Raw genomic sequence first — 22,782 nt, 5'->3', positions numbered from 1 at the left:
GTGCGTATCCCCCTCCTTCGCTCCCTTGCTGTCGCCACGGCGTCGGCCGTGGTGCTCGGAACAGGGGTGGCCTGGACCCAGATCCGCTCGTTCGAATCCGGCATCAACCACATCAGCTCGGCGGCACTCGGCGGCGGCGGCGAGGACGGGGCCATCGACATCCTGCTGGTCGGTATGGACAGCCGCACCGATGCCCACGGCAACCCGCTGTCGCAGGAAGAGCTGGATACCTTGCGCGCCGGTGACGATGTCTCGACCAACACCGACACCATCATCCTGATCCGCATCCCCAACAACGGGAAGTCGGCCACCGCCATCTCCATCCCCCGTGATTCATACGTCGAAGCGCCGGGCTGGGGAAAGATGAAGATCAACGGGGTGTTCGGCGATGTGAAGCTGGACCGGATGAAGCAACTCGTCGAGGTCGAGGGTGAGGATCCGACCGTCGCCGAGCCCAAGGCCACCGAGGCCGCCCGCGAGGAGCTGATCCAGACTGTCGCCGGCCTGACCGGCGTCACCGTTGATCATTACGCGGAGATCGGGCTGCTCGGCTTCGCGTTGATCACCGACGCCTTGGGCGGCGTCAATGTGTGCCTCAAAGATGCTGTCTACGAACCCCTTTCGGGTGCCGATTTTCCGTCGGGCTGGCAGAAGCTCAACGGCCCGCAGGCACTCAGCTTCGTTCGGCAGCGTCATGACCTACCGCGCGGTGACCTCGACCGGGTGACCCGCCAGCAGTCGGTGATGGCGTCGCTGGCTCACGAGGTGATCTCCAGCAAGACGCTGTCCAGTCCAGGAACCCTGGGGCGGCTGCAGCAGGCCGTGCAGCGCTCGGTGGTGATCTCCGATGGCTGGGACATCATGGATTTCGTCGAACAGCTGCAGAAGCTGGCCGCCGGGAGCGTCGCATTCGCCACCATCCCGATCCTGCGTGAGGACGGGTGGAGCGACGACGGCATGCAGAGCGTGGTTCGCGTGGATCCCGACGATGTTCACCAGTGGGTGTCGGGCCTGCTGCAGGACCAGGACGCGGGTAAGACCGAACAACTCAGCTTTTCACCGGAAAACACCACCGTCGAGGTGGTCAACGGCACCGACATCAACGGCCTGGCCGCCGCGGTGTCGCAGGTGCTCGGTAACAAGGGATTCGTGCCCGGTGCCACCGGGAATCACGAAGGCGCCCCGCCGGCGTCCAGCCAGGTGCTGGCCGCCAAGTCCGAGGACCTCGGCGCCCAGGCGGTGGCCAAAGATCTCGGTGGGTTGCCGGTGAACGAGGATTCGTCGCTGCCGCCCGGCGCGGTGCGGGTAGTCCTGGCCGCCGACTACACCGGGCCCGGCTCCGACGGCATGGACCCGTCTGCGGGCATCGTAGATCCGGCTGCCGCCGGTGACACCTACAGCGATACCGGCGAACAGAGCCCGCCACCACCGCCGTCTCCGATCCTCAACGCGGGTTCGGACGATCCCAAGTGTGTGAACTGATCGTCCTCGAGTAAAACCAGAGGCTATGAGCACAGTCAGCGCTGCCGTCCTGGACCCTTTGTTGGCCGCGGACCCGGCCGGGCCGCGGATCACCTATTACGACGACGCCACCGGTGAGCGGATCGAGTTGTCCACCGTGACCATGGCCAACTGGGCCGCCAAGACCGCCAATCTGTTGCGGGACGAGATGGGGGCCGGCCCGGGAACGCGGGTGACGGTGCTTCTGCCCGCGCACTGGCAGACCGCCGCGGTGTTGTTCGGGATCTGGTGGATCGGCGCCGAAGTAGTTCTGGACGGGGAAGCCGACGTGGCACTGTGCACGCGGGACCGACTCGACGAGGCCGACGATGCGGTGTCCGGGGGCGAGGTCGCGGTGCTGTCGCTGGACCCGTTCGGCAAGCCGGCCGCAGATCTTCCCATCGGGGTCACCGACTACGCGACCGCGGTGCGGGTGCACGGTGACCAGATCGTGCCCGAGCGCGTTCCGGGCCCGGCGCTGGCAGGGCGATCGGTCGCCGAGGTGTTGGAGGCCGCCCAGAATGTCGCTGCCGCACAGGGTTTCACCGCCGGCGACCGGGTGCTGTCCACCGCGGGCTGGGATACTCCCGACGAGCTGATCACGAATCTCATCGCGCTGTTCGCCGCCGGTGCGTCACTCGTGCAGGTGGCCAACCCCGATGCGGGCGCGCAGGAACGGCGTCGCACCACGGAGAAGGTCACCCGCGGCTAGCGTTCTCATGCCGAGCAGTCCCCCGCAAGCGGGAGGGGCCCCCAACAAACCTGCCCAATTTCACGTGAAAACGGGCAGGTTTGGGGCTGCTCGCGGGGATTACTTCAGGAGCGCCCGCGACATGACGACACGCTGAATCTGGTTGGTGCCCTCGTAGATCTGGGTGATCTTGGCGTCACGCATCATCCGCTCGACCGGGAAGTCCACCGTGTAGCCGGCGCCGCCGAACAGCTGCACCGCATCGGTGGTGACCTCCATGGCCACATCCGAGGCCAGGCACTTGCTCGCGGCCGAGATGAATCCGAGGTTGCCCTCGCCACGCTCGGCCCGCGCCGCCGCCGAGTACACCATCAGCCGGGCGGCTTCCACCTTCATCGCCATGTCGGCGAGCATGAACTGCACGCCCTGGTTGTCACTGACCGGACGGCCGAACTGCTTGCGGTCCTTGGTGTAGGCGATCGCGGCGTCCAACGCGCCCTGAGCGATACCGACGGCTTGCGCGCCGATCGTCGGACGGGTGTGATCCAGCGTCGCCAACGCGGTCTTGAACCCGGTGCCGGGATCGCCGATGATCCGGTCCCCCGGAATGCGGCAGTTCTCGAAATACAACTCGGTGGTCGGGCTGCCCTTGATGCCGAGCTTGCGCTCCTTGGGGCCGACGACGAAGCCCTCATCGTCCTTGTGGACCATGAACGCCGAAATGCCGTTGGCGCCCTTGTCGGGATCGGTCACCGCCATGACGGTGTACCAGGTCGACTTGCCGCCGTTGGTGATCCAACACTTGGTGCCGTTGAGGATCCAGCCGTCACCGTCGGCCTTCGCGCGGGTCCGCATGCCCGCCGCGTCGCTACCCGCCTCACGCTCGGACAGCGCATAGGAGGCCATCGCCTCACCTGAGGCCAGCGACGGCAGCACCTGCTTCTTGAGCTCGTCGGAGCCTCGCAGGATCAGGCCCATGGTGCCCAGCTTGTTGACCGCCGGGATCAGCGAGGCCGAGCAATCGACCCGGGCCACTTCCTCGATCACGATGCAGGCCGCGACCGAGTCGGCACCCTGACCGCCGTACTCCTCGGGCACGTGAACCGCGTTGAAACCCGAGGCATTCAGTGCTTGCAGAGCTTCCTCCGGGAACCGCGCATTCTCGTCGACGTCGGCAGCGTGCGGCGCGATTTCCTTCTCCGCCAGCGCCCTGATCGCCGCCCGAAGCTCCTGGTGCTCCTCCGGCAGCTGAAACAGATCAAAAGATGGGTTACCGGCCCAACCAGCCATGATCTTCTCCTTCGCTTTCAGCTCTTGGTTCCATCGTTGCCCGGACTGCACATCGAGTACATCGCCCTGCTACTTTTGGTACTCAGTACCATACCATCGGCACTCAGTACCCAACGGAGGTGCACCCATGTCCGGCCTGCCAAGCACCCGTGAGCGTCTGGTGAGCGCGGCATTCGACCTGTTCGAAGAACGCGGGTACGAGGCCACCAGCGTCGATGACATCGCGGCACGAGCGCAGGTGGGACGGACCACCGCGTTTCGCCAGTTCGGATCGAAAGAGGCGTTGATCTTTCCCGATCACGAGGCGTTGCTGCGCCGCGCCGACGAGAGGTTGTCGACGGTGCCGGCCGAAGCGCTCCCGGCCGAAGTCATCGCGGTGGCAACAACCTCGGTATTCGAGAACTATCTGGCCGAGGGCGAGCGGGCCCGGACGCGGTATCGGCTCACCCGCTCGGTACCTGCCCTGCGCGACTTCGAAACGGCCGTGGTGTCGCGGTATGTCCGTCTGTTCACCCGACACCTGCGGGCCGCGCAGACCGGGGATTGGACGGCGGACCTGCGCGCCGAACTATTCGCCAACGCCGTGGTCGCTGCCCACAACCATGTTCTGCGCCGATGGCTGCGCGGCGACGTGACCAACCCGCGGTCGGACCTGGCTGAGGCGCTGGCCGCGACCTGGCCGATCTACCGGGGCGGTGTCGGTCGCACCGCGATTGTGGTGATGTCGACCGATGAACCGATCGAGTCCCTGACGCCCCGCATTCGCGGGCTCATCGGGGATTGACGTCAGCGCTCGCCCAACAGGCGATCGCGCAGGGCGGCGTCTTTCGCCAACACCATGTTTTCCAGGTCGGCCTGGAATTTCACCATCCGGGCCCGCAATCCGTCGTCGGCGGAGCCCAGGATCCGCACAGCCAGCAAGCCCGCATTACGCGCTCCACCAATGGAAACCGTGGCCACCGGAACTCCGGCGGGCATCTGCACGATGGACAGCAGCGAGTCCATGCCGTCCAGCCGGGCCAGTGGCACCGGAACACCGATGACGGGAAGCGGTGTGGCAGAAGCCACCATGCCGGGCAGGTGCGCGGCGCCTCCCGCTCCGGCGATGATCACCTCGATCCCACGGTCCGCGGCGGTCCCGGCGTAGTCGAGCATGCGTTGCGGGGTGCGGTGGGCCGAGACCACACCGACCTCGAACGGCACCTCGAACTCGGCCAGCGCCTCGGCCGCGTCGGACATCACCGACCAGTCACTGTCGCTGCCCATGATGAGGCCGACCCGTGCACTACTTCTCGGCATGTTCATCCCATCCGTCGGTCCACTCACCGTGTGACAACCAGTGCGCCGCCCGCACCGCGCGCTCGCGAAGTTCATCCAAGTCCGCGCCGATGATGTTGACGTGCCCCAGTTTGCGCCCGGGCCGCTCACCCTTGCCGTACAGGTGCACCTTCGCGTCGGGGATCCGCGCGAAGAGATGGTGCAATCGCTCGTCCATGGACATCGTCGGCGTCTGCGGCGCCCCGAGCACATTGGCCATCACAGCGGCAGGCGCGATGGCCGAGGTGTCCCCGAGCGGGTAATCCAGGACCGCCCGCAAATGCTGCTCGAACTGGCTGGTTACCGCGCCGTCCATGGTCCAGTGCCCCGAGTTGTGTGGACGCATGGCCAACTCGTTGACCAGCAGCGCGCCGTCGACAGTCTCGAACAACTCGACCGCCAGCGTACCGACCACGCCCAGCTCGTTCGCCACTCGCAGGCCGAGTTCCTGTGCGGCCGAGCCGAGTTCGTCGGACAGTCCGGGGGCCGGTGCGTAGACCTCGACGCAGATGCCGTCTCGCTGCACCGTTTCGACGACGGGCCACGCCGCCCCCTGACCGAAGGGCGAGCGCGCCACCAGCGCGGCGAGTTCCCGACGCATCGCGACACGTTCCTCGGCCAGTACCGGTACCCCGTCCGCGAGGTAACCGGCCACGGTCTCGCGCGCGGAGGCCAGATCGTCGGCCATCACCACGCCCTTGCCGTCGTAGCCGCCGCGCACGGTCTTGATCACCACCGGACCGTCGATCTGCCGCACGAACGCCTCGATGTCGGCGACCGAGGTGATCTCGGCGAAGCGCGGCACCGGGACGCCCAGGCTGTGCAGCTTGCGCCGCATCAGTAGCTTGTCCTGGGCATGCACCAGGGCCTGTGGCGGCGGGTTGACCGTGACGCCCTCGGCTACGAGCGTCTCGAGGTGCTCGGTCGGCACATGCTCGTGGTCGAACGTCAGCACCGATGCACCGGCCGCCGCCCGCCTCAGCGCCTCGAGGTCGGTGTGGGAACCGATGACGACATCGGGTGTCACCTGCGCGGCGGATTCATCCGGCTCGGCAGACAGCACCCGCAGGGTCTGCCCCAACGCGATGGCAGCCTGGTGTGTCATCCTCGCGAGCTGACCGCCGCCGATCATCACCACGACAGGCGGATTCTTGGGAGTTGTCGGCACGCACTCCATGGTGTCATGCGTGGATTCATGTCCTCGTCGTGACCGGCGCATTGACCTGCGGTTAAGGTCGGGCTTCCCAACGATTCGGCATCGAACGGCGCATTTACGTACACTGCCTAGCTGTGTCCTTCGCCGATGCGACAATCGCTCGATTGCCGCGATTCGTCCGTCCCTATGCCGAGCGGCATCACGAACTGATCAAGTTCGCGATCGTCGGCGCGACGACGTTTGTCATCGATTCGGCGATCTTCTTCACCCTCAAGCTCACGGTCCTTGAACCCAAGCCGGTGACCGCCAAGATCATCGCCGGCGTCGTCGCGGTCATCGCTTCCTACATCCTCAATCGGGAATGGAGCTTCCAGAACCGCGGCGGCCGCGAGCGCCACCACGAGGCCTTGCTGTTCTTCGCGTTCAGTGGCGTGGGCGTGCTGCTGTCGATGCTGCCGCTGTACTTCTCCAGCTACGTGCTCGGCCTTCGGGTTCCCGAGGTGTCGCTGACGATGGAGAACATCGCCGACTTCGTCTCGGCCTACATCCTGGGCAATCTGCTGCAAATGGCGTTCCGGTTCTGGGCGTTCCGCCGCTGGGTGTTCCCCGACGAGTTCGTCGACAAGCCCGACCTGGCACTCGAATCCACGCTCACCGGCGGTGGCTTCGCCGAAGCCTTCGAGGACCATGCCGAGCACAAGTCGGCCACCGTGACGCCGCTGCGCCGGCCGAGCCGCCGCGCGAAGGCGCGTCAGCTCGGTGACCCGTCGGACCCCAGGGTGTCGAAAACTTCCTGATTCAGCGGTGAACGCCCCATTCGCTGTCATGCTCCCGGTAGCACCCGCAGAAGTGGGAACCTACCGAGGAGGACACCGTGGTCAACGACATGTTCGTGATGCAGATACCCATCCTGGAGAAGGTTCTGCGCACGGTGCTGGTCTATGCGGTGATCATGGTGTTGTTCCGCCTGACCGGCAAACGCGGCTTGGCCAGCCTCAACACCTTGGACTTCGTGGTGATCTTCCTGTTGAGCAATGTTGTGCAGAACGCCATCATCGGCGCTGACAACAGCCTGCTCGGCGGGGTGGTCGGGGCCGTGACGCTGGTCGCGGTCAACACTGCGATGAACCGGCTGATCGCCGTCAGCCCCACCGCGTCCCGGGTGTTCGAGGGCACCGCAACGGCGGTCATCGAAAACGGTGAGGTGGACCGGCGGGCGATGCGGCGGCTCGGTCTGCGCCGCGCCGAGTTGGAACACGCCGTCCGCGTCCAGGACGGTGACAGCACCGATGACGTGGAGCTGGGCTTGTTGGAGCCCAGCGGCCAGCTGGTCCTCACCCTCGCCCACGATGCGCAGCCCGCAACCCGCGGCGACCTCGCCCTGCTACTCGCCCGCCTCGATCACATCGACCGACAATTGGCGATCGCCCGCCGGCCCGATCAGGGGTGACTCGCCGCGATGTGGCGGGCCAGTTCATCGACGGTCCCGCACCTGCCGGCCGGTGGACTCGCCGTGGTACGCCCGCCACCGTTAGGCGGTCTTCGGGCTCAGGCGTTTCGTTTGACCCATCCCACGATCGCTGTTGCGACGAACAGCACAGCACCCACCACGACCAGCCAGAAGAGCCCTTTGATGAACACCCCGAGCAGAATGAAGATCAACCAAATCACAAGCAGCGCAACAATGAGACCGATCACGACGGACTCCTTCCAGTACCGGTGCAGCACCCCTGGGGGAGCCTGTGCGGACAGGGCGTCACTTCTTGAAGACGTCCTTGACCTTCTCGCCGGCCTGCTTCAGGTTGCCCTTGGCCTGATCCTTGTGACCCTCCGCCTCGGTGTCCTTGTCTCCGGTTGCCTGGCCGACCTTTTCCTTGGCCTTTCCAGCCAACTCTTCGGCCTTGTTCTTCGCCTTGTCAACAGCACTCATGTGACTTCTCCTTGGCTTGGCAATACTAATCCGGCCGCGGATTCGCGGCGCGACAATGACGCTGCGTGGGAATGACATTCGCCACGCGGTCAGCTCCTGCATACCCATCCCGGAGCTGGTCTAACCGTTCTCAGGAGATCTAGAGACACGTTCGTCCGGGTTCGACCGGCGGTCGGTGTCGGGCTGCGCCTCCTTTGACTTGTAGTCCGGGTCGATCGCGTCGGCGCGTTCCCAATCCTTGTTCAGCTCCTCGCGGGACGCGGCCGCATCGGAGGTGTGTGCGCCCGCGCGTTCTTGCAGGCGTGCGGCCTCGGCCGCCTTGACATCGGCCTCCGCCGCAGCCAACCGAGCTTTGGCCTCAGTCTCCTCGGCCAAGGCCTCTCGCTGCCCGACCTCGAATGACGTGTCTCTGGCTTTGTCCCGGATATCGGCTGCTTCACCGCGGCGGTTTTCGGTGCTCCTGCGGACCAATGCCCAGGTAACCAGTGCCAGGATCGCAATGACGACGACCGCGACGATGATCCATACGGCCGGCGGGTCCGGCTGTCTGGTCTGTGCTCATGGGTGAGATTGCCCCGCCGGCGCGCCCGCCAAACGTGGCTTGTATGGGTCCGGCCTATTCGCCGTACGAACCGGCTCCCGGGACACCATTGCGCGCAGCGACGGATGCAGCGCTGTGGGTGTCGAAGACTTCGATGACCACGTCGCGGTCGCGGTAGCCGCCGATCGAAATGAGCCCCGGCGTCGCCGCGATGACCCGGTTGGCCTGATCACCGCTGAGCGGATAGTCGGCCACCTCGTGACGCCAGTGCGCCGCTACCACCGTCGCACCGCGGACCAACTGCGGACACTCCCGGCGGAGCAGCTCAGCCAGCAATTCCTCGTCTAGGTAGTACGCCACTTCAGAAAGCACAAGTAGGTCGAAAGGCCCTGGCGGCCAAGGATCGTCGAGAGACCCACGCGTCAGGGTGATGCGGTCCCGCGTCCCGTCACGGCAGCCATCGGCACGCAGTCGGACGTCGGCGATCTCCAGCGCGGCGGCCGCCACATCCATTGCGGTGACGTGATCGCAGCGCCCGGCAAGCAACGCGGTGAGGGTGCCGATCGAGCAACCCGGCTCGAAGGCATGCCGATAGCGCCGGTACGGCAGCATCGACAGAGTGATCGCGTACTTGCGTTGCTCATACCAGCGGGTCGCCAGCTGCCACGGATCGGCCGAGGTCGCGTACATGCGGTCGAAGTATGCGTCGGGCAGGCGCGCCGTCAACGGAACACCATCTCCCCGACCGCGAGCAGCCGAGGCAACACGAACGGCGGCAGCACTGGGCCCGCACCAGGCACCAGTGGGTGGAACTGACTGCGGAAGCATTGTGCGGCAACCTTCTTGAGCCCCACGGCGGAGGCCGTCAGTGGCACCGTAAGCGCCCGATCCCACGGCACTGCGGAGTCTCCGGGTCTGGCCCAGTGCCACATCCAGACCGGGTACTCGAGCAGGACCGCCGCGGTGCGTTGCACGGCCGTGGCGGCGGCCCGTCCGACGGCCTCGTGATCGGGGTGCCCGTCACCGCGCCACGTTGTGGCGCACCAGGTGCCGGGCGGGCAGGCCTGGAGAATCCCGGTCAGCAGATCGGTGATCGAGTCCTGGTAGCCGGCAAGCTCGCCGTCAGGTAATGCGAGGCTGATCGGCTCGTCCACACCGAGAACCTTTGCTGCCTTTGCCAACTCGGCGCTCCTGGTGCGTTCCAGTCGGAATCTGTCGAACGGCGTGAGATCGCCTTGGGCCGCCCCGCCGTCACTGACCGACACCACCTGGACGTCGATACCCCGCGCCGCCAGCAGCGCCATGGTCGCCCCGAAGCCGAGGGTCTCGTCGTCGGGATGCGGTGCGACCACCACCAGCGCAGGACATGTCCCGAGGTCCAACTCTCCGAAGGAGCGACCCCAGCTGGTCCAGACGTGACCGGGGGTGCCGCCGCAGCTCAGCGGCCGCGACCCGAACCGCGGTGCGTTGCCGCACGATTCAGCGGACTCCGCGGCAGTCATCGGCGCTCCCCCGCCAGCCTTCCGAGCGCGGCGAGGTCACGCTCGGCGTGGCTCTGTCGCACGTAGATCGTCAGATCCGCGACGCGACGTGCGTGTTGGGCATCCCGACACAACGGCGCGGGCCCGAGTGCGCGGCCAGTGCGGTTAATCGCCGCGTCGACGGCGGTTTCGATGACGGCGCGGGTTCGCCTGGCCAGCAATTGGGCAGACCCGGACCGGTCGAACGGGTCGGCGTCGGTCGCCGCAGCCGCCGCAGCCAGCATCGCTTCGGCGGCCGTGATCGCAGCGTCGACAGCGCCGAGGTGGGCCAGCGCATGCTCGTCGGCATCTCCGCGGGCGACGCGGGCGTACAAGGGTGCGGCGACCGCGCGGGCGGCACCGAGCCAACACGCCGCGACGCCGATCGCGCCGTGCCAGAAGCCGGGACGATCCAGATAGTCGCCGGGACCACCGACGGGTACACCCAGCGCGTTACCGAATTGGACCGAGCGGGTGTCACTGGCCGCCATGCCGGCATTCCTCCAGGTACTGGGCAGGGGCTGTACCCCGGCGTTGTCAGTCGCCACCACGTACAGCGCGCGTCGGCCGTCGTCTCGGCGAGCTGTCACCAACGCGTGTGTGCAGAGCCCCGCCCCCGAACACCACGGTTTGGTTCCTGACAGTCTCACTGTGTCTGTTTCGCGGTCTGCAGTGGTGTGGGCGTTGAGTACAGCCTCCGGGTCTTCGGCGGCCCACACCGCCCACAGCTCGCCTGGTGCAGGCGGTTTTGCACCGAGCTCGTCGAGGATCGCGACCGCGTCGACGTGAGCTTCTGCGAGTCGCCCAGCGACGACGTCGATCTCCGTCAGCTCCGCAAGCCGCTGCCAGCGCCGCGCCGTCGCACCGGAACCCGGCAGTGGCAACTCCAGCCGGCCCGACTCCAACCAGCTCCGAACCAAGCCCGCCGTCATGCGGAATCCCGTTCGGCCGAAGGGAATACCGATCGCGACAAATCGCGGAGGTAACCGGCGAAGCCGCCGGGAGCCCGGCCGTTCCGCCGCGCTGACGTGGTGACCGACAGCGACGGGTCCCGTCGTATCCGATAGGAGGCGGTCTCGAACCTTTCGACCAATTCGACATCCTCGCCAGTGGTCAGCGGGTGGAAGCCACCAACCCGCCAGTACGCGTCGGCACAGAAACCCATATTGGCGCCGTGGATGTGGTTGTGACCGTTGATGCCCCGCATGTCGGACTCGTATGCACGCAGGTATCGCCGGACCAGTGCGGCGGGGTGATGCCGCCAGTCAGCCACCCGCACCACGCCCAGCACCATGTCGGCAACCGGCGCGGTCTGACGCAGCAGCCAGTCGGGATCCACTCGGCTGTCGGCGTCGGTGGTGGCGTACCAGACGCGCGAGTCGTCGACGTGGTTGCTCAGCGAGCGCGCATAGGCGAAACCGGCCGCCCGGCTCGCACCGACGTTGCCCGCCGTGACACTGACGAAGTGGACGTCGCAGCCGAACTGGCCCGCCAACTGGGCGCTGCTGTCGTCACAGGAATCGAGGACGACAACGACCAGCACCGGCCCCCGCCAACATGCTGCGGCCGTGGTGATCCCGCGCAGACAGCGAGGCAGCAGTGCAGCTTCGTTGTGCGCCGGTATCACCACTATGGCCTGATCGAAGGCGGTCTCCAAGTGGTTCAGCCGTGCGGTCATGGCTGATAGATAGCCATTTCCACTGGATTCCACACCCACTGGCCCGAGTGGCGGCAACTGGCCGGGCCGTCCAGCGAAAACACGATCAGCTGGGTGACTCCTCGGACCCCAGGGTGTCGAAAACTTCGTGATACAGCAGTGAATGCACCTGTTCCACGCGCGGAATGTCGTGGAATTCCAGGGGATCCTGCGATGCCGATTCGATGATCAGAGTGCCGGTGCGCATGAGCCGGTCGGTCAGCCCGTGGCGGAACTCGACACTGTTGATCCGTGCGAGCGGAATGTCGATGCCCGAGCGGGTCAGTACGCCGTGCCGGAACATCACCCGCCGATCGGTGATGACAAAATGCGTGGTCCACCAGTTCAGGAACGGCCAGACCGTCAGCCAACCGACCACGATGAGCCAGATCGCGCCGATCACGATGAACAGGACGTTCTTCGCGGTGGCCTGCCAGTCCATGGTGTTGACCACGGCAGCGACGAACGACGAGGCCGCGGTGGCCAGGATCAGGACGAGGGCCGCGCCGATAAGGCGTTTCCAGTGCGGGTGCCGATGCAGCACCACCTGCTCGTCCTTGGCCAGCACATTCTCCGGGTAACCCACGGCAGAACTCTACGACTCCTCAGGGCGCAGATGCGTGATGTCGCCCGCCGACAACGTGACCTGTTCGGTCGCGGTGTCGATGATCAGGCGCCCGAGATCGTCGACGTCGACGGCCGTGCCCACCAATGTGTTGTCCCCGGGCAGGATCGCGCGGATCCGGCTGCCGAAGGTGACGCTGCGGGCCCGGTAATCAGCGGCGAGCGAGGGATCATCGTTGCGCCAGCTGGTGATGCGGGCATCGAGATGCCGCAGCAGGGCCCGCGCCAGCGGCGCGCGGTCCACAGTCGCCGTGCCGAGTTGAGTGAGCGAGGTAGCACGAGGATCGGGCGCTTCCTCGGCAGTCATCGTCACATTCAGGCCGAGGCCGACAACGATGACCGGAGCGGGCGAGGCCACCTCGGCGAGGATACCGGCCAGTTTTCCGCCGCCAGGACCGACGAGGACGTCGTTCGGCCATTTCAGGCCGACCCGCGTCCCGGCGACCTCTGCGACCGCATCGACGATCGCCAGTCCCGTGGCCAATGGCAGCCACCCCCAACGGTTCGGGGGCACCGCCGACCCGTCGACGCCGAAGGACACGATCACCTGTGAGCGCGGCGGCGCCGACCAGTGCCTGCCGTGCCGGCCGCGGCCGGCGTTCTGATGTTCGGCGAACAACACCGCGCCGACGATGTCCTCCCCCGCCGCCGCCCGCGCCAGCAGATCGGCGTTGGTGGATCCGGTCTCCTCGACAATGTCGACGCGCCGCCACGACAGGGCGTCGAGCCCGTCGCGCAAGGTCGTCACGTCCAACGCTGGCCTTGTGTTCATCGCGGCCAGCCTACGGGGCGCGCCTAGTGCGCGGCTTTCGCAGTGTTGAGGGCCGCCAGGTTGTCGGCGACCTCCTGATGCCAGAGCTCGTTGGCGTGCGTGGTGTCGACCTCCTGCTCAAAGCGGTCGGTCATGTCGGGCGTGACATCGGCGACATCGACATAGAACTGCTCGTACCACCGGCGATGGTGGTACACCGGCCCGTCCTCCTCGGTGAGCAACGGGTTGTCGATGCGAGCCTTGTGTTTCCAGATCTCGACGTCCTCCATGAAGCCGTCTCCGAAACTCCGGCTCATCGTCGCCGCGAGTTTCTCGGCCTTCTCCGCCGGCAGTGCGGGATTCTGCTGGACCGCGACACCCCACTGCAGCACGAACGAATCATGGCTCACCGGGTAGTGACAGTTGATCAGGGCGATCTCGACGGTGAAGTCCGGGGCGAGGTCGTTGTGCAACCAGTTGATCATGTATGCCGGGCCGAAATACGTAGCTTCCGAACGCAGGTAGGTGCCGTCCCAGAGCTCTCTGGTGGCGTAGTCCGGACGTGGCTTGGACTCCATGAACTGGCTCGCGGTGTGACCTTCGATCACGTTCTTGAAGTACGTCGGGTAGGCGTGGTGGATGTAGAAGAAGTGCGCCATGTCGACGTTGTTGTCGACGATCTCGCGGCAGTGCGATCCTTCGATCAGGAGCGAATTCCATTGCCACGGCGACCAGAGGCCCTGCTCATAGCCCTCGATGGTGGGCGGGATCAACTCGGCAGCGGGCTCAGAACCTTCCGGGTCGTGCCAGACCAGCAGCTGACCGTTGACCTCAGACGTGGGCCATTTACGGGTGCGTGCCAGCCGCGGGGTGCGCTTGGCATACGGCACCAGCTTGCACTTTCCGTCGCCGCCCCAACGCCAGTCATGGAAGGGGCAGGCCAGGTTGTCGTCCTTGACCGACCCCATCGACAGGTCGCCGCCCATGTGCCTGCAGTACGAGTCGAGCACATGCAGTTCACCGGCGGAGTCGGCATAGATGACGAGCTTGGTGCCGAACGCTTCGATGCCGTGCGGCTGCCCGTCACGGAACGATTCAGCGAGCCCGACGCAGTGCCAGCCGCGCGCGAACCGCGTCATCGCAGTGCCGGCGTCGATTTCCCGGATGTCACTCATACGTCTTCCCTAACATGTCTTTGACCGCCAGGTGGCTGAACAGCATGCTGGTTCCGATCGGATTTCCGCCGCCCGGATATGCGGTGCCACTGGGAGCGGCCATGGTGTTACCCGCGGCATACAGTCCGGCGATCGCCTGCCCGTCGACGTCGAGTACCCGGGCAGCGGTGTCGGTACGCAACCCGCCCTTGGTACCGAGGTCGGAGATACCGAAGGCAGCGGCGTGGAAAGGCCCCTTCTCGATCGCGACGAGTGGGGATGCGCCGCCGGAGAAGGCCCGGTCGTAGGCCTCGTCGCCGCGGCCGAAATCCTCGTCCGAGCCGGCGTCGACGAAGCCGTTGAAGCGCGTCACGGTGGCGGTCAGGTTCTCGGCCGGGACGCCGATCTTGATGGCCAGCTCTTCCAGGGTGTCGGCGGTGTGCCACAAACCGGCGTCGACGTAGTGCTGCGTGTCGACCATCGAGACGTTGGTGGCCTTGACCGGAGGGACTTCCCCCTCCCGGTCGTCGTAGATCATCCAGTACGGCAACGTCATCGAACCATCGGCCAGCCGCGGCAGGATCGCCCGGCCGATACGGTCGTAGGCGGCAGATTCGTTGACGAAACGCTGTCCGTTCTGGTCGACGAAGATGCCGCCGGTGAACCACAGCGCGAACGCCGAGCGACCGTCGGGGTGCGTCAGGCCCGGGGACCACCAGGCCTGCTCCATCAGGTCGACGTCGGCGCCGACGGCCATCGCCGCCTGATGCGCCTGGCCCAGGTTGGCCGGCGGCCCCATGGTGTCGCGGGCGACGCCCGGCACGCCGTATTCACGGCGCAGCTCATCGTTGCCTTCGAATCCGCCCGCGGCGAGCAGCACGCCGCGTCGGGCCCGGATCGCGTGGCGCTCGCCGTCGGATTCGACGATCGCACCGGTCACGGCCCCGTCCTCGACCACCAACTCCACCAGCGGGGTGTTGAGCCGCAGCGACGCTTTCGGGTACTGCCCGATCGCTTTCAGGAACCGGGCAATCAATGCCCGGCCGCCGATGAAGTAGTCGTCGGGCTGTTCGGTGCCGAGCCGGTCGGCGTCGAGCGGCCCCCGCACCAGCTCGCGCAGGTGCGGGGCCTTCTCCACCTTGAGCGGCCGAGCCGCGATGTGGCGTTGCCCGTCGGTCCGGGCCTTGGGCGCCTTGCCGAAATAGTCAGGCCACGGCATTGGCGCGAACTTCAGGTTGTCATCTGCTTCGAGGTACTCGATCAGTCCGGCGCCACCGCGGACGTAGGTGTCCTGCAGTTCCCGCGGGGTACGGTCGCCCACGACGGCGTGGTAGTACTCCAGCGCGTCCTCGATGGTGTCATCGGTGCCGGCCCGGGTGAGCACCGGGTTGCACGGAAACCACACCCCGCCGCCACCGGAATACGCTGTGGTGCCGCCGAATTTGTCGCTGGCCTCCACCAGGATCACCGACAGCCCTTCACGGGCCGCGGTGTAGGCGCCGGCCACGCCGCCACCGCCCGATCCGGCGACCAGGACGTCACACGCTTCATCCCATTTCATGCGAACCGCCTCATATGTAACGCTGCCTCCCGTACTGCCTGAACTCGGCGTCCAACGATTGCTTGTCATCGTCGCCCATGGCCCGATACACCGGTTCGCCGCGTCCCGTCCACCGGTACACCACCTCGCCGGTGTGCCAGCGTTCCTGTTGCAGTTCACGTTTGAGCACCTTGTTGGACCCGGTGACCGGCAGGTTCTTCGACACCCGCAGGAATCGCGGAATTGCCTTGGCACCCAGGTCATTCTGGTCGGTCAGGTAGGTCCCGAACGCCGCGGCGTCGAAGCCGGTGGGGTCGGACACCTCGATCGCGGCCATCACCTGATCACCCGAGCGCGGATCGGGCACCGCGTAGACGCCGGCTGCCACCACGTCGGGATGACGCCGCAGTACCCGCTCGATGTTGAGCGCCGAGGTGTTCTCGCCGTCCACCCGGATCCAGTCACCACGGCGGCCGGCGAAGTAGATGAACCCCTGCTCGTCGAGATAGCCGAGATCACCCGTCCAGTACCAGCCGTTACGGATGCGTTCGGCATTAGCCGCGTCGTTCTTGTAGTACCCCTCGAAGGTGCGGGTGCCGAACTTGTCGACGATCTCCCCCACCGCATCATCGGAGTTGAGCACCCGGCCGTGCTCATCGAAAACTGCCGGCACACAGTCATTCAGTGATTCCGGGTCGACGATCGCCACCCCGTCGTGTGCCGGGCGGCCGAGAGCGCCCGGCGGCATGTCCGGGGCCAGCACCACGGCCCCACCGCCTTCGCTGGAGCCGTAGCCTTCGAACAGTTCGGCGTCGAAGCGGCGCCGGAACTCGTTCTGGTCGTCGGGTGACGCCTCGGTACCGAAGCCCCGGATCAACGGGTTCTCGGCATCGTCAGGTTGTTCTGCGGTGACCATCAGGTAACCGAGCGCCTTGCCGACGTAGGTGAAGAAAGTGGCACCGAAATACCGCACGTCCGGGAGGAATCCGGACGCCGAGAACGATGGCGTCAGACAGACGGTGGCACCCACCGACAGCGCCGGCGCCCACAACGCCATGATGGCGTTGCCGTGGAACAGCGGCATGCAGCAGTACTCCACGTCTTCGCGCACGTGGCCGAATTTCTCGGCGGCTGTGTAGGCGATCCGGGCCAGCCGGCCCTGACTGCAGATGACCGCCTTGGAGGCGCCCGTCGTTCCCGAGGTGAACAGCAGCAGCATCAGGGAGTCGTCGGTGACCCCGGGTGAGACCGCGGGGGTGACGCGATGCGCGTCGAGTTGCGCGGTGTAGTCCCGGCCGTCGACCACGAGGAACCGCTCGGGCGCCAGGCCGAGGTCCAGACTGCGCAGCCGCGCTGCGCCTGCGGAGTCGGTGACGATCAATTGGCAATCGGCAAGCCGGATTTCGGCTGCCAACTCGGTAGCACCTCGGGTCGGGTTGATTCCGACAACGGTGGCCCCGACCAGAGCCGCACCACCCAGCCAGAACAGGAAATCCGGCACGTTGTCCAGCAGCACGCCGATGTGCAACGGGCCATCCACCTGCATCGCCTGTGCCAGCGCGCCACGCGCGGCGGACTCGGCGACCACCTCGTCCCAGGTCCAGTCCCGATCGCGGGTACGCAGGCCGAGGTGTTGGTCGCCGACGCGGTCGAGCAGCAGCGACGCGATGTCAGTCCGAGCGTCAGGCATGAGCTTCGGCGGCGGCGCCCGGATAGATCATCTTCATCCAGCCTTCGGTCATCACCAGATCATCGTCCACCCGACGCTCGTCGGGTGGCCACTTATGACATGCGGATCGCGGTATTGCGTGTCATAAGTGGCCGCTCGGCCCGGTTTCGTCGGGCTCTCACGCGAGTGCTACCCGTCGGACGTCCGCCCGATTCTGCCGGTACCACGCCAGGGTCTGCTCGATCCCGTCATGCAGCGAAATCGACGGTTGCCAGCCGCTGTCCCGCAAGGTGCTGATGTCCAGCAGCTTGCGTGGCGTGCCGTCGGGCTTGCTCGTGTCCCAGGCCGTCTCCCCCTCGTATCCCACTGCGGCCGCGACGATCTGCGCCGTTTCTTGGATCGAGTGGTCTATCCCGGTGCCCACGTTGACCTGTTGGGGCCCATCGAACCGCTGCAGCAGATGTAGACAGGCCGACGCCATGTCGTCGACGTGCATGAACTCACGGCGCACGGTGCCGGTGCCCCAGTTCGTCACCTGGGGCTCACCCTTCTCGTTCGCTTGTTCGTACCGGTGGATCAAGGCCGGTAGGACGTGCGAGGTCGTCGGGGAGAAGTTGTCTCCGGGCCCGTACAGATTCGTCGGCATCGCCGATATCCACGGCAAGCCGTACTGCCGTCGCACCGCCTGGACCGCCACGATTCCGGCGATCTTCGCGATCGCGTAGGCATCGTTGGTCTCCTCGAGGGAACCGGTCAGCAATGCATCTTCGGTAATCGGCTGTGCTGCCAGCTTCGGGTAGATGCATGACGATCCGAGAAAGAGCAGACGCTGGGTGCCGTACTTGAGCGCCGCGTCCATCACGTTGGTCTGTATCCGCAGATTCTCGGAGAGGAAGTCCACCGGGTAGGTCTTGTTCGCCAGGATTCCACCGACCCGAGCCGCCGCCAAAACCACCACCGGTGGTTGAGTTTTCGCGAAGAACTCGAATGTCGCCGCCCGGTCGGTCAGATCCAACTCGCTGTGCGACCGGCCGATGAGATCGGTAAACCCCTCCGATCGCAACTTCCGGTGAATCGCCGACCCGACCATGCCCCGATGGCCGGCGATGTACGTCGGCGCCGCGGGGTCGAGCGGGGGTGTCGTGGTCACGCTGTCATTCGGCGGCAATTCAGCTCCACCCCGCCAAGGCCGGCGTATCGATCCATGGCTTGCCCTGGCATTCCAGCTGCGCGATATCGGCCTCCACCATGATCTGCGCGAGTTGCGGTGTGCGGACGGACGGCCGCCAGCCCAGCAACTGCTCGGCCCTGGTGGCGTCGCCGACCAGCGCGTCGACTTCGGTGGGACGCAGGTAGCGCTCGTCGAATCGCACATGGCGTTCCCAGTCCAGGCCCGCATGTTCGAATGTGGCGACGAGAAAGTCGCGCACGGTGTAGTTGTCGCCGGTCGCCAGCACGTAGTCTTCGGGCTCGTCGGCCTGCAGCGTCCGCCACATCCCCTCGACGTATTCCGGTGCGTAACCCCAGTCGCGAACCGCGTCCAGGTTGCCGAGGTAGAGGTGCTCATCGATGCCGGCTTTGATCCGCGCGGCGGCTCGGGTGATCTTCCTCGTCACGAAAGTCTCTCCGCGGCGCGGTGATTCGTGGTTGAACAAGATGCCGTTGACGGCGAACATCCCATAAGCCTCGCGGTAATTCCGGGTCATCCAGTACGAGTACACCTTGGCTGCGCCGTACGGCGAGCGCGGATAGAAACTTGTCTGCTCGTTCTGCGGAGGGGGTGAGCCACCGAACATCTCCGAACTGGAGGCCTGATAGAAGCGGCAGGGGACCTTCGAGATCCGCACTGCCTCCAGCAGTCGCGCGGAGCCGATACCAGTGGTGTCACCGGTGTGTTCGGGTTCGTCGAAGCTGACCCGCACATGCGATTGCGCGGCCAGGTTGTACACCTCGTCCGGCTCGATGGTGCTGAGCAGGGTCACCAGACGTGCCCCATCGCTGAGATCGCCGTAGTGCAAAAACAGTTGCGCGTGTGGATCGTGTGGGTCGACATACAGATGATCGATCCGAGCGGTGTTGAAGGACGAGGACCGGCGAATCAGTCCATGTACCTCGTAACCCTTGTTGAGCAGGAACTCGGTCAGGTAAGAACCGTCCTGACCGGTGATTCCGGTGATCAGGGCTTTCTTCTTGGCCTGCTTCACTGCGTGTTCTCCTTAATCTCGTACACCCGTAACGCATTGGGTGGATTTGCTTTTGGAGATCAGTACGCCCCTTGGCTGAGCAGCACTGCCCGCACGGTCTTGGCGATGATGACAAGGTCGGCCACCATCGACCAGTTCTCGACATAGGAAAGGTCTAACCGCACCGATTCCCGCCAAGACAGGTCCGCCCGTCCGCTGACCTGCCACAGGCCGGTGATACCGGGCTTGACCAGCAATCTGCGCTGGACGTCGCCATCGTAGGTTTCGACCTCCTGTCGCAGCGGTGGGCGGGGACCGACGACGCTCATCTCCTGCCTGAGCACGTTGACGAACTGTGGCAGCTCATCGATGCTGAACCGGCGGAGAACCTTGCCCACCGACGTGACGCGCGGGTCGTCTTTGATCTTGAAGAGAACGCCGCCGGAGCTCTCGTTGAGGTTTTGCAAACTCTCCAGTTGACGATCGGCATCCGAAACCATCGTACGGAATTTCAGCATGGCGAACGGCCGACCGTCGATGCCGATGCGTTCCGCCGTGTAGAACACCGATCCCCGACTGTCGAGCTTGATGGCGATCGCAGCGATCAGCAGGATCGGGGAGGCGACAACGAGTGCGAACGCCGCGAAAACGAAGTCAAAGGCCCGTTTCTCGAATCGCTTTGCGCCGTCGTACTGCGGCTTCTCGACATGTACCAGCGGGAACCCGGCTACCGGCCGCATCTCCAACCGTGCGCCAGATACATCCATCACACCCGGCGACACCACGAGATCGACTCCCATCGCCTCCAGGTCCCACATGAGTTTCCGGATTCCGTCGTAGCCGAAGTTTTCGACGCCCGTGACGGCGACCGTGTCAGCGCCGCACTCTCGGATGGCGTCCAGGACATGCTCCTCGCCGCCCATGATCGGGATGTCCCGGTCGCCCACGGTGAGGCGCTCGCCCGCGGGCGCCCCGTACCCCGGAATCCCCACTGCCACAACGTCGTATCCGGCGCGTGGATCGCGGGTCAGCTCCTGCGCGAGGTAGGTGACCGCGTCGGCGTCACCGATCGCCATCACCGCCGTCTGATAATGCCCCTCCGCCCGCTTCTTGGCGAGATACCGACGCCACAGCCATCTGGTCAGGCACAAGGCCACGGTGCCGGTGGGCAGCGCTACCGCAAGGTAGCCGCGCGCAATCTCAAGCTGAAGTAGGAACGTGATGATCGCGATGCCCCCGAAGGTCCAGAACGACGCGGATGCAACACGCTTGTACTCCTCGGCACCAGCCCCGATGACCCGCGCCGACCTGGTGCGACACAGCGAGAGCGCGCCCAGCCAGATGACACCGAACAGAATCGAGACGAACGTGATGTATCCGTCGGTACCAGACAGATCCGGGGCTTGCCCGAAACGAACGTATTGTGCCAGCACCACCGCCGCGCCTACCACGAGGACGTCAGTGATCAGTATGTTGACCAGGTACTGCCGTTGCCATCGAGTGCGCTTGAACACTTCGCGCGGCATCGTCACGACGGTCATTTTTTATCGTGCACCTCCCCGGCCCATGGCCGGCGGAAATGCCTCGCAATCCACTCAACGCGGCAATTGCGACAATCTTTACAACAAAACCGCGCGACCTTGGGCGTCGTACATCGATTATGCGGTCTGTCTGCAATCTAACAGTTCGCCGTCGTCGTCAGCCGGGCAGGTTCCGGCCAGACCGGCCCAAAACGACCCGGATCCGCTCGCTTTTCCGATCGCACGCTGCGACAACGCAATCAGTGACAACGGGTGCTGTGACAACCCACACCGCGACGTTCGGCCAACGGCGGTTAACCTGATCAGCGATGATGACCTCGAGTTCTGCCGGCAGTTGGCAGCTGCGGTGGATCGTTGTGGGCGCCGTAGCCGGAGCCGTTGTGCGCCATCTCATAATCGAGATATGGGACAAGCCCGCCCATCTGCTTTTGAGCACTCTGATCGTAATGACGATCTCCGGTTGCGCGGTGGGTGCCGTCCTCACGTGGCCGGTGCGCCAACAGTTTCGGTCCTTGATCTGGGGCATGGCCGGAGCCGCGGCCAGCCTCAGCGGCTATAACGCGCTCGCCATCGACCAGCCTGCGCTGGGTGCACTCGCAATGCTGCTGCTGGCACCCGCGTGCACGTTGGCCGGGCTGTGCGGCGGAGCAGCGGTGGGGTCGAGATTCGCCACTACGCGAGGCGAGGGCACCCTGCCGTGACCACGGATCTGCTGCTGGTCGCGGCGGGGGGCGCGGTAGGCGCCCCGGCCGCGGCCTTCCTGTATCGAAATGCCGACCGCTGGCGCATCATTGCGATCAACTCTGTGGTGTGCGCCCTGCTGGGTTGTCTCACTGCCCTGCAGACAACCATGGATTCGCCGCCGCCGGTCCTGCTCGTCGGCGAGGGATTGTTGGTAACCGCGGCTCCCCTCACCACCGTGTTGTTCCCCCTGGCCGCGATCGAACCTCGCGAGCACATCTGGCAGGCGATCCGTCGGGCTGCACGCACACTTGCGCTAACCGCCATGTACTGCAGCGCATTTGCCATGCTCGGATATCTCAGTGTCTATGTATTCGCGGGCGTCCAGTACAAGTTGAAGTGGTGACTCGCCGCGTCAGTCACACTTCTTCGACTCCATGACTGCCTTGCCCAACGCGAAGAACTGGTACAGGTAGGTGTACTCCCACGAGCCGGCAGACAGGCGGTACTCCCGCGGTACTGCGCGCATCACGGTGGAGTCTGCCGCGGATGAGAAACAGTGCTCGAAGATGAAGCGGGCCCGGGGAAGGTGGTACTGCCAGGAGGCAACCACCACAGTGGTCCAACCTCTTTCGCGGGCCAACTGCCGAATCAACTTCGCCTCACCGAGGGTGGTGGAAGGTTTCGGCGGCACGCACAGCACTTCGACACCTCGCGGATGCCGGTTGCACGCTTTTTTCATCACCGGGTCCGACGACCGGTATGGGTTGGACAGCACCAACACGGGGGCGACGCCGTCGCGAACGAGCTGAAAGCCATAGTCTTCACGGCCATCGTGCTCACCGCCCAGCACGAACACCGCATCGGCTTTACGCAAGTTGTCTTCCGGTGCGTAGCGGAACACGATCGTGCCGACGGCCGCCACGAGAAGCAGCACCACCACGACAGCAGTGGCGACGATGGTCACGGCGGTGCGTACACGTCGAGTCAATCGTCCT

General features: G+C 65.5%; 26 protein-coding genes. 7 read left to right on the top strand and 19 right to left on the bottom strand.

Translation table 11 applies throughout. From position 1 onward, the window contains the following. Both HBE63_RS03400 and HBE63_RS03395 read left to right on the top strand, forming a co-directional pair. Window positions 1-1,482: an LCP family protein gene (locus HBE63_RS03400; RefSeq protein WP_166903281.1), complete on the top strand. Its 1,482-nt coding sequence runs from the start codon at window positions 1-3 to the stop codon at window positions 1,480-1,482. A 25-nt stretch (window positions 1,483-1,507) separates the two neighbouring features. Next, on the top strand, window positions 1,508-2,212 hold the full coding sequence (locus HBE63_RS03395) for a TIGR03089 family protein (RefSeq protein ID WP_166903279.1): 705 nt from the start codon (window positions 1,508-1,510) through the stop codon (window positions 2,210-2,212). A gap of 99 nt (window positions 2,213-2,311) precedes the next feature. On the opposite strand, the gene HBE63_RS03390 is transcribed toward HBE63_RS03395, so the two are convergent. Further along, window positions 2,312-3,481 carry an acyl-CoA dehydrogenase gene (locus HBE63_RS03390; RefSeq protein WP_166903277.1) on the bottom strand — a complete coding sequence of 390 codons (1,170 nt, stop codon included), beginning with the start codon at window positions 3,479-3,481 and terminating at the stop codon, window positions 2,312-2,314. Between the two features lie 127 nt (window positions 3,482-3,608). Here HBE63_RS03390 and HBE63_RS03385 point away from each other — a divergent pair, with 127 nt between their 5' ends. Then, window positions 3,609-4,265 carry a TetR/AcrR family transcriptional regulator gene (locus HBE63_RS03385; protein ID WP_166903275.1) on the top strand — a complete coding sequence of 219 codons (657 nt, stop codon included), beginning with the start codon at window positions 3,609-3,611 and terminating at the stop codon, window positions 4,263-4,265. Window positions 4,266-4,267: 2 nt separating this feature from the next. Here the strand turns inward: HBE63_RS03385 and purE are convergent, their stop codons facing one another. Both purE and HBE63_RS03375 read right to left on the bottom strand, forming a co-directional pair. Next, window positions 4,268-4,780: a 5-(carboxyamino)imidazole ribonucleotide mutase gene (gene purE, locus HBE63_RS03380; RefSeq protein WP_371814909.1), complete on the bottom strand. Its 513-nt coding sequence runs from the start codon at window positions 4,778-4,780 to the stop codon at window positions 4,268-4,270. Continuing rightward, window positions 4,767-5,975, bottom strand: coding sequence for a 5-(carboxyamino)imidazole ribonucleotide synthase (locus HBE63_RS03375; protein WP_166903271.1), 1,209 nt, complete (start codon window positions 5,973-5,975; stop codon window positions 4,767-4,769). The genes purE and HBE63_RS03375 overlap by 14 nt, the downstream gene beginning before the upstream one ends. Before the next feature lie 113 nt (window positions 5,976-6,088). On the opposite strand from HBE63_RS03375, the gene HBE63_RS03370 reads away from it, so the two are divergent. Beyond that, window positions 6,089-6,751, top strand: coding sequence for a GtrA family protein (locus HBE63_RS03370; RefSeq protein WP_166903269.1), 663 nt, complete (start codon window positions 6,089-6,091; stop codon window positions 6,749-6,751). 77 nt (window positions 6,752-6,828) lie between these two features. Next, window positions 6,829-7,404, top strand: a complete 576-nt coding sequence (locus HBE63_RS03365) for a DUF421 domain-containing protein (protein ID WP_166903267.1) — start codon at window positions 6,829-6,831, stop codon at window positions 7,402-7,404. A 98-nt stretch (window positions 7,405-7,502) separates the two neighbouring features. On the opposite strand, the gene HBE63_RS03360 is transcribed toward HBE63_RS03365, so the two are convergent. The 15 genes from HBE63_RS03360 to HBE63_RS03290 all read right to left on the bottom strand — a co-directional run bounded on the left by HBE63_RS03360 (window position 7,503) and on the right by HBE63_RS03290 (window position 21,103). Further along, window positions 7,503-7,652 carry a hypothetical protein gene (locus HBE63_RS03360; RefSeq protein WP_166902185.1) on the bottom strand — a complete coding sequence of 50 codons (150 nt, stop codon included), beginning with the start codon at window positions 7,650-7,652 and terminating at the stop codon, window positions 7,503-7,505. Window positions 7,653-7,710: 58 nt separating this feature from the next. Continuing rightward, on the bottom strand, window positions 7,711-7,884 hold the full coding sequence (locus tag HBE63_RS03355) for a CsbD family protein (RefSeq protein WP_166903265.1): 174 nt from the start codon (window positions 7,882-7,884) through the stop codon (window positions 7,711-7,713). A gap of 120 nt (window positions 7,885-8,004) precedes the next feature. Continuing rightward, the gene (locus HBE63_RS31265; RefSeq protein WP_243858480.1) at window positions 8,005-8,259 is read right to left on the bottom strand and encodes a hypothetical protein; all 255 of its coding nucleotides are present in this window, start codon (window positions 8,257-8,259) and stop codon (window positions 8,005-8,007) included. A 241-nt stretch (window positions 8,260-8,500) separates the two neighbouring features. Continuing rightward, entirely contained in the window at window positions 8,501-9,151 is a 651-nt protein-coding gene (locus tag HBE63_RS03345) for an SAM-dependent methyltransferase (protein WP_243858478.1), read from the bottom strand. After that, entirely contained in the window at window positions 9,148-9,927 is a 780-nt protein-coding gene (locus HBE63_RS03340) for a PIG-L deacetylase family protein (protein WP_166903261.1), read from the bottom strand. Before HBE63_RS03340 ends, HBE63_RS03345 begins: the two co-directional genes overlap by 4 nt. Continuing rightward, a complete protein-coding gene (locus HBE63_RS03335) occupies window positions 9,924-10,877 on the bottom strand; it encodes an acyl-CoA dehydrogenase family protein (RefSeq protein ID WP_166903259.1) in 954 nt (317 codons plus the stop codon). Before HBE63_RS03335 ends, HBE63_RS03340 begins: the two co-directional genes overlap by 4 nt. Further along, window positions 10,874-11,623, bottom strand: coding sequence for a glycosyltransferase family 2 protein (locus HBE63_RS03330; protein ID WP_166903258.1), 750 nt, complete (start codon window positions 11,621-11,623; stop codon window positions 10,874-10,876). The genes HBE63_RS03335 and HBE63_RS03330 overlap by 4 nt, the downstream gene beginning before the upstream one ends. Window positions 11,624-11,708: 85 nt before the next feature. Further along, on the bottom strand, window positions 11,709-12,227 hold the full coding sequence (locus HBE63_RS03325; RefSeq protein ID WP_166903256.1) for a PH domain-containing protein: 519 nt from the start codon (window positions 12,225-12,227) through the stop codon (window positions 11,709-11,711). Between the two features lie 9 nt (window positions 12,228-12,236). Beyond that, window positions 12,237-13,037 (bottom strand): biotin--[acetyl-CoA-carboxylase] ligase, encoded by an 801-nt coding sequence (locus HBE63_RS03320; protein WP_166903254.1) that lies wholly within the window; start codon window positions 13,035-13,037, stop codon window positions 12,237-12,239. 23 nt (window positions 13,038-13,060) lie between these two features. Beyond that, the gene (locus tag HBE63_RS03315) at window positions 13,061-14,191 is read right to left on the bottom strand and encodes a Rieske 2Fe-2S domain-containing protein (RefSeq protein WP_166903252.1); all 1,131 of its coding nucleotides are present in this window, start codon (window positions 14,189-14,191) and stop codon (window positions 13,061-13,063) included. Continuing rightward, window positions 14,184-15,731 (bottom strand): FAD-binding protein, encoded by a 1,548-nt coding sequence (locus tag HBE63_RS03310; protein ID WP_166903250.1) that lies wholly within the window; start codon window positions 15,729-15,731, stop codon window positions 14,184-14,186. The genes HBE63_RS03315 and HBE63_RS03310 overlap by 8 nt, the downstream gene beginning before the upstream one ends. Window positions 15,732-15,741: 10 nt before the next feature. Continuing rightward, a complete protein-coding gene (locus tag HBE63_RS03305) occupies window positions 15,742-17,400 on the bottom strand; it encodes an AMP-binding protein (protein ID WP_166903248.1) in 1,659 nt (552 codons plus the stop codon). A 157-nt stretch (window positions 17,401-17,557) separates the two neighbouring features. Beyond that, complete coding sequence (locus HBE63_RS03300; protein ID WP_243858679.1) at window positions 17,558-18,469, bottom strand: GDP-L-fucose synthase; 912 nt, start codon at window positions 18,467-18,469, stop codon at window positions 17,558-17,560. 79 nt (window positions 18,470-18,548) lie between these two features. Continuing rightward, complete coding sequence (gene gmd / locus HBE63_RS03295; RefSeq protein ID WP_166903244.1) at window positions 18,549-19,583, bottom strand: GDP-mannose 4,6-dehydratase; 1,035 nt, start codon at window positions 19,581-19,583, stop codon at window positions 18,549-18,551. A 59-nt stretch (window positions 19,584-19,642) separates the two neighbouring features. Then, entirely contained in the window at window positions 19,643-21,103 is a 1,461-nt protein-coding gene (locus HBE63_RS03290; RefSeq protein ID WP_166903242.1) for a sugar transferase, read from the bottom strand. Window positions 21,104-21,549: 446 nt separating this feature from the next. On the opposite strand from HBE63_RS03290, the gene HBE63_RS03285 reads away from it, so the two are divergent. Then, the gene (locus HBE63_RS03285) at window positions 21,550-21,804 is read left to right on the top strand and encodes a hypothetical protein (protein ID WP_166903240.1); all 255 of its coding nucleotides are present in this window, start codon (window positions 21,550-21,552) and stop codon (window positions 21,802-21,804) included. Beyond that, window positions 21,801-22,190, top strand: coding sequence for a hypothetical protein (locus HBE63_RS03280; protein WP_166903238.1), 390 nt, complete (start codon window positions 21,801-21,803; stop codon window positions 22,188-22,190). The genes HBE63_RS03285 and HBE63_RS03280 overlap by 4 nt, the downstream gene beginning before the upstream one ends. A 9-nt stretch (window positions 22,191-22,199) precedes the next feature. Here HBE63_RS03280 and HBE63_RS03275 read toward each other — a convergent pair whose 3' ends face one another. After that, entirely contained in the window at window positions 22,200-22,775 is a 576-nt protein-coding gene (locus HBE63_RS03275) for a YdcF family protein (RefSeq protein ID WP_243858476.1), read from the bottom strand. Window positions 22,776-22,782: the final 7 nt, after the last annotated feature.

This window comes from Mycobacterium sp. DL440, assembly GCF_011745145.1.
Lineage (GTDB): Bacteria > Actinomycetota > Actinomycetes > Mycobacteriales > Mycobacteriaceae > Mycobacterium.
The sequence above is the reverse complement of the archived record's forward strand: the minus strand, read 5'-3'. Positions and strand labels throughout refer to the sequence as shown.